This is a genomic window from Pseudoalteromonas sp. NZS11_1, from assembly GCF_015864275.1.
Classification (GTDB): domain Bacteria; phylum Pseudomonadota; class Gammaproteobacteria; order Enterobacterales; family Alteromonadaceae; genus Pseudoalteromonas; species Pseudoalteromonas arctica.
Map to the genome: position 1 here is coordinate 1 of NZ_JADYXK010000052.1, position 6,195 is coordinate 6,195.

4 protein-coding genes are annotated in these 6,195 nt (G+C 37.2%); all 4 read left to right on the forward strand.

What is annotated here, in order from left to right; all coding sequences use genetic code 11:
• Window positions 1-483 precede the first annotated feature (483 nt).
• The 4 genes from I6F44_RS19395 to I6F44_RS19410 all read left to right on the forward strand — a co-directional run bounded on the left by I6F44_RS19395 (window position 484) and on the right by I6F44_RS19410 (window position 5,908).
• Window positions 484-1,278, forward strand: coding sequence for a VOC family protein (locus tag I6F44_RS19395; protein WP_121955216.1), 795 nt, complete (start codon window positions 484-486; stop codon window positions 1,276-1,278).
• Window positions 1,279-1,364: 86 nt separating this feature from the next.
• The gene (locus I6F44_RS19400; RefSeq protein WP_024591417.1) at window positions 1,365-1,727 is read left to right on the forward strand and encodes a hypothetical protein; all 363 of its coding nucleotides are present in this window, start codon (window positions 1,365-1,367) and stop codon (window positions 1,725-1,727) included.
• Complete coding sequence (locus I6F44_RS19405) at window positions 1,724-4,057, forward strand: fatty acid cis/trans isomerase (RefSeq protein WP_165724898.1); 2,334 nt, start codon at window positions 1,724-1,726, stop codon at window positions 4,055-4,057. The genes I6F44_RS19400 and I6F44_RS19405 overlap by 4 nt, the downstream gene beginning before the upstream one ends.
• A gap of 123 nt (window positions 4,058-4,180) precedes the next feature.
• Window positions 4,181-5,908 (forward strand): response regulator, encoded by a 1,728-nt coding sequence (locus I6F44_RS19410; protein ID WP_197174401.1) that lies wholly within the window; start codon window positions 4,181-4,183, stop codon window positions 5,906-5,908.
• The last annotated feature ends 287 nt before the right edge of the window (window positions 5,909-6,195 follow it).

Sequence of the window (6,195 nt, forward strand, 5' to 3'; positions counted from 1 at the left end):
AAATTGTAGAAAGCCCGAATCTAACGATTCGGGCTTTTTTACGTCTGCAGAAAAGTGAAATGCGCGCAATTAATGCACACTCACATCAACACCCATCACGTAGGGCGGGCGAGCGCAGCGACTCCCGACGCTGATATACTGCGTAGCGTACCGACTTTATATTGTAGAGCGTCTGAATCTAATGATTCGGGCTTTTTTACGTCTGCAAAAAAGTGATTCAGGGATTCCTCTAGAGCGAAGGACTTCTTAGTAAATAATTTATATCGATCAGCAATAATATTTAATCAATTTGAGGGATTAAATCTGACGCTAACTGCGTTAAAAACCTCATATATGAAACAACTGAATAACGAATTTTTGCCCTTCTTTTATCGACTCCGCTTTGTTATTGCTCTAATCTCAATTTATGATCTGTTCAATTATGTAGTTTATAAAATGTGACAGAGCTCGTTTAGATAAAAATAGAATAATAAGGGTTTAATAATGAGTGAAATTGATAATCATCCACATGGCATTTTTTGTTGGTCAGAACTTTGTACACACAATTGGAAAGAAGGTAAGACGTTTTATACATCATTATTTGATTGGGGGTATGACGATCAACCTATTGGGGAGGAAATATATTACACGATGCTACAAAAGCAAGGTGATGATATAGCCGCTATGTACGAAATGCCTGAGGAGCAAATTAATGCAAAGATACCAAGTCATTGGTTGGCTTACATTGCCGTCTATAATGTTGACGATTGTGCGCTAAAAGCTAAAGAACTAGGTGCTGAAGTTATTGCCGGTCCTCATGATGTTATGAATGCAGGGCGAATGTTGATGCTAAAAGATCCTGTAGGTGCCACTGTTGCACTATGGCAGGGGAATGAGCATAGAGGTTGTAAGCACTTAGGTGAATTAAACACGCCTTATTGGCATGAGTTAGCAACCAGAAATAGTAAAGTAAGTAGAGACTTTTACTGTGCTTTACTAGGCTGGGAAAGTGAAATAAAGCCAATGGAAGGTATGAACTACACTTTATTTTTGGTTGATGGACAGCCAATTGCCGGTATGCTTGAGATGACAAGCGACTGGCCTGAAGATATTCCTGCTCATTGGATGATTTATTTTGCAGTACAGAGCTGCGATACAGCAGTAAATAAAGCCGCTAGCCTAGGTGGACAAGTATGTGTTCCTGTAACAGATATCCCCGATGTTGGTCGTTTTAGTGTTATATGCGACCCTCAAGGTGCTGTATTTTCGGTGATCGAATCTGTTATAGATGACGTTTAAACAGTTACATTAGCTTTAGCGTTAATTTACTCGCTAGTTTGTTATAATACTCGCCAATTAAATCGTCAGAAAGTGCAGAGAACGCAATGGAATTTGAACAAGATAGCAATTTAACCCTTCCTTTATTTCTATTAGATGAATCATTAAGTGATAGAGATTTAGAGCAGCCTGATTTTGAAATATCAATTGGACTTGATGATGAGTTACTTGCTCAAATTTGCCAAAATCCAAGTGAAGATAGCAGTGTAGCTATTACCGTTAGCGGTTATGAGTTGCTTATAACTGATTCTCTGTATTTAAGTATATTAGAGCAAGAGCATGATGCGCAGATAACATTAACGCATGGGCCTCTTTTAAGTATTGTTTTGAATACTGAAGGTCAAAAAACATTCGTTTCTCCTCAAATGGATATGATGCCTACCTTCGATTTAGGTGACGAGGACGAATGAAAAAAATAATAATAAGTACATTTGTATTAATTATCCTTAGTGGTTGTGCTTACTTAGGTAATGCACATTACGATGATTTATTTGGCCCTGAACAAGCGCAAGAACGTATCGTTCCACATTCTACCCTTGCTGGAGCTGATTTTTTACAAAACGTAAAACCAGTACTCGATACCCGCTGCGTCGTTTGCCATGGTTGTTACGATGCACCTTGCCAGCTTAAGCTCTCATCCCCTGAAGGTATTGATCGAGGTTTGAGTAAAGAGCTCGTTTACGATGGAACTCGTTTATTGGCAACGACCCCAAGCCGTTTATTGTTTGATGCAACCAATACACAGCAATGGCGAGAAAAAAACTTTACGCCAGTGCTAAATGAGCGCGTACAAAGTGAAGAAGCAAACTTAGCGGGCAGTGTGTTATTTAATAGTTTAGTGTTAAAGCAAAGCTATGAATTACCAACTAATGAAGTGCTAGATGATGAATTTGATTTTTCATTAGGGCGTTCGCAAACCTGTGCAACAATGGGGGAGTTTGACCGATTAGCTGACGAGCAACCTCATGGCGGTATGCCTTATGGTTTACCTGGGGTTTCGCGCGAAGAGTTTAATCATTTACAGAACTGGCTTAAAAATGGCGGTAAAATGTCACATATTGAGCCACCAAGTAAGTATGATCAGAATAAAATAAAGGGCTGGGAAGCATTTTTAAATCAAGATAACTTAAAGTATCAGTTATCAGCACGTTATATTTATGAACATTGGTTTTTAGCACATATTTATTTTACGTCAGAGAACCCACAAAGCTTTTTTAAACTAGTTCGCTCAAGTACGCCTCCTGGTGAGGAAATAAAGTTAATTAATACGCGTCGTCCATACGATGACCCTAAAGTTAGCCGTGTTTATTATCGTTTTATGCAAGAGCGTACAACCATACTTTCTAAAACGCATTTACCACTTGAGCTTAATGAAACTAAATTACTGCGTTTGTACGAGCAGTTTATTGCGCCAGATTATACAGTTACGCAAATGCCGAGTTATGAGCCTAAGTCAGCATCTAACCCATTTAAAACTTTTGAAGTTATTCCTATTAATTCTAAATATCAATTTATGCTTGATGAAGCAGAGTTAATTATTATGGGCTTTATAAAAGGGCCTGTTTGTCGTGGTCAGATTGCTTTAAATGTTATAAATGATCACTTTTGGGTGGCATTTGCTGATCCTGATAAGGTTGCGACTCCTGCTGTAGGGGAAATGCTAATGCAACATGAAGAAGCTCTAGAACTTCCTGCCGCAGAGGAAAGTAATGCGTTACCTATTTCTAGCTGGGTTAAATATTCAGTTCGTGAGAAAAAATATTTACAGGCAAAAGTTGAGCTTGCAAACGAAATGTTCAAAGGTGGCGAGCATCTTACAACTGACTTGCTTTGGAAAGGTGATGGGCATAATAAAAATGCTGCGCTGACTATTTTCCGCCATTTTGATAGTGCAACTGTTGTTAAAGGTTTTATTGGTCAAGAGCCTAAAACCACGTGGATACTTGATTATGCGTTATTTGAACGTATTCATTATTTGCTTGTGGCAGGCTTTGATGTATACGGAAATATAGGCCATCAATTGGTTACACGTTTATATATGGATTTTTTACGTTTAGAGGGAGAGCAAAACTTTTTAGCTCTATTACCTGAGCACAAGCGTAATCAAATCAAAAAGCAGTGGTATCGTAATTCACCACCTGACTTATCTAAGTTCTTTAAAAGTAACCGAGAATTTAGCCAGCCCAGTGGTATTAACTATGAAACTGATGATCCACAGCATGAACTATATACCTTGATGAAAGAAGCCTTAGCGCCAGTTTTAAGTGAAAAATACAACTACACTGAAGTGGCAAAGCCGTTAAATGTAATAAGTGAAATGCCAGCAAAAGCGGTTAACTTATTACCTCAGCTTTCTTTTATACTTGTAAAGCAAGAAGATAATAGCCATAAGGGCTACACTATTATTCATCATAATGCGCATTACAATATATCTAGTTTATTAAACGAAGATGGCCAACGTGCTTATGATGAAGATACCGCGACTATTGTTCCTGGGTTTATCGGAGATTATCCAGCAGCTATTTGGTATTTAAATAACGAGCAGCAAGTAAATGCTTTTGCCGAGCAATTGCCTATGATGCAAATAGAAGCTGATTATGGTGCATTGAAATCTAAGTTTGGTATTCGACGTACTCATCCACAGTTTTGGCAATACAGCGATATATTGCACGATACTGCTAAAAAATATCGTGGGATAGAATATGGAATGTTCGACTATAACCGTTTAGAAAATAGATAGTTAAATAGTTTTATTTTATTAGCCCAACTTTTTAGTTGGGCTTTTTTATTTAATAATCATTATTTAAGCTGCTTATTAGTTCTAAAAAATTGAGCTACACTTAAAACAAAAACAAGGCTTAGTATGTTTAAAGTTGTCGCGAATATCCGTACTCGTTACCGATGGGCATTAATAGCAATAGCACTATTAATAAGCACATCAGCATCACTTATGCAGTATTATTTTTCGGTGCAAAAATACGACGCAAAAATAATAAATATGGCTGGTAAGCAGAGAATGCTTTCTCAAAAAATAGCTTGGCATAGTAATGAGTTATTATTATCGGCAACAAATATTTCTGAGCATACTAAAGCGTTAAAAGCGTCAGTTGTATCATTCAAAAAAACTCATAATTACTTACTTTCAAAAAATGGTAATGGAGAGTATCAATACCTTACACCTAAGCTTATTAAGCTGTATACGTTAGCTCCTCATAAACTAGATTCCCAAGTTGCAACATATATCCAGCAAGCGGAAAATTTGCTTTATCAACAAGGCCAAGTAGATAAGCGTATATTCTCTGTAACTGAGGTTGAAGAGCTATTAAAGCAACTAGATCATGCAGTGAATTTATTTGAAGAGCAAGCTGTCCAAAAATTGAACTGGGTATCTAACCTTGAATTATTATTTTGGCTTATGGCGATGTTTTTACTACTTGTAGAGTTAAGATTTGTATTTATGCCAATGGAAAAAGAAATAGGTAACGCATTGTCTAAATACCAAAAACAAAAAGAGTTCGCTCAACAAGTGAGTCAAAATAAAGAGCATTTTATTGCCAGAGCAAGTCACGAATTTAGAACTCCTTTACAGGGTCTTATTACGTCTATTGAGGAGTTAAAGGTTTCTGATACGCAGCAAAGCGTTAAAACCCAAGCTAATTACTGCGCACTTAGGTTAATAGCCATATTAGATGAACTGCAAGACTTGCAAGCTTTAAGTACAGGTAAGTGGGTACCGCAATTTAAAAATGAAAACCTTCTAGAGTCGTGTAATAAAGTACTAATGGCTTACGAGCATGCTTGTCAGCAAAAAGGCCTAAAACTAGTTAGTTGTTTAGATGAATCATTAAATTGTGTATGTAAATTGGATCATCAACGTTTGCAGCATACGCTTACAGAATTAATCAGTAACGCTATTAAGTTTACGATAGAGGGTGAAATTACTGTCTCTGCAAAGCTTTTTAATGATGAACTTTGTGTAATTGTAAGTGATACTGGTTGTGGTTTTTCGAAAGAGATTACTGATCTTGAATTTGACTCATTTAAACAAACAAACCATTTTCAAGGATTAAGAACAGGTCTCACTCGGGTTCAGTATGTTGTAAAGGCGTTGCACGGTGAAATTACCTTCAAAAATAATGAAGCTAATGGAGCGCTGGTATCTTTGCACTTACCAATAATTGCCAGTAAAGCTCTCCCAAACCCTCATAAGATAAATGACAAACTAAAGTGTTTAGTCGTTGAAGACAATCCATTAAATACTATATTACTGACCCGCATACTTAGCTTATTAGGTTTAAGCTATAATTGCGCTGAAAACGGCAAAGTCGCGTGCGATATGGTGAGTGAAAATCAATACGATATTGTTTTTATGGACTTAAATATGCCAGTAATGGATGGGTTTGAGGCGATTAAAAAAATACGCTCTGATCTTAATAAAGTAATGCCAATTATTGTTATAACAGCAAATACTTCACAAAATGATATAGAGCGAGTTTATGAATACGGAGCTAACCTCCATATTCATAAGCCAATAAGCCAGCAAGCAATTAAAGACGCATTAAATAGTATTAGCGTTGCTAGGGCGTGTTGATCTTTGGTAGTTGAATTTGCAGCAGACTGTTTGGTTTTTAGGCAAGGCAGAGCCTATGTAGTGTGGTCATTCCCCATAAATAGGCGATAACGCAGCATAAATACCAAACATGCGCTGCCCATTGGGTTCTTTCTAGGGACGATTAACTCTTTGTTGCCTACATGGATGATGAGATGGACGCTCCCCAAAACGGCGTCAATGCGCCAAACTGGTAATTGAACTCACTCAGTTAAAAGGGAACGTCCGTCATGAAAATTAGCACATTATCAATTGATTTGGCAAAAAAT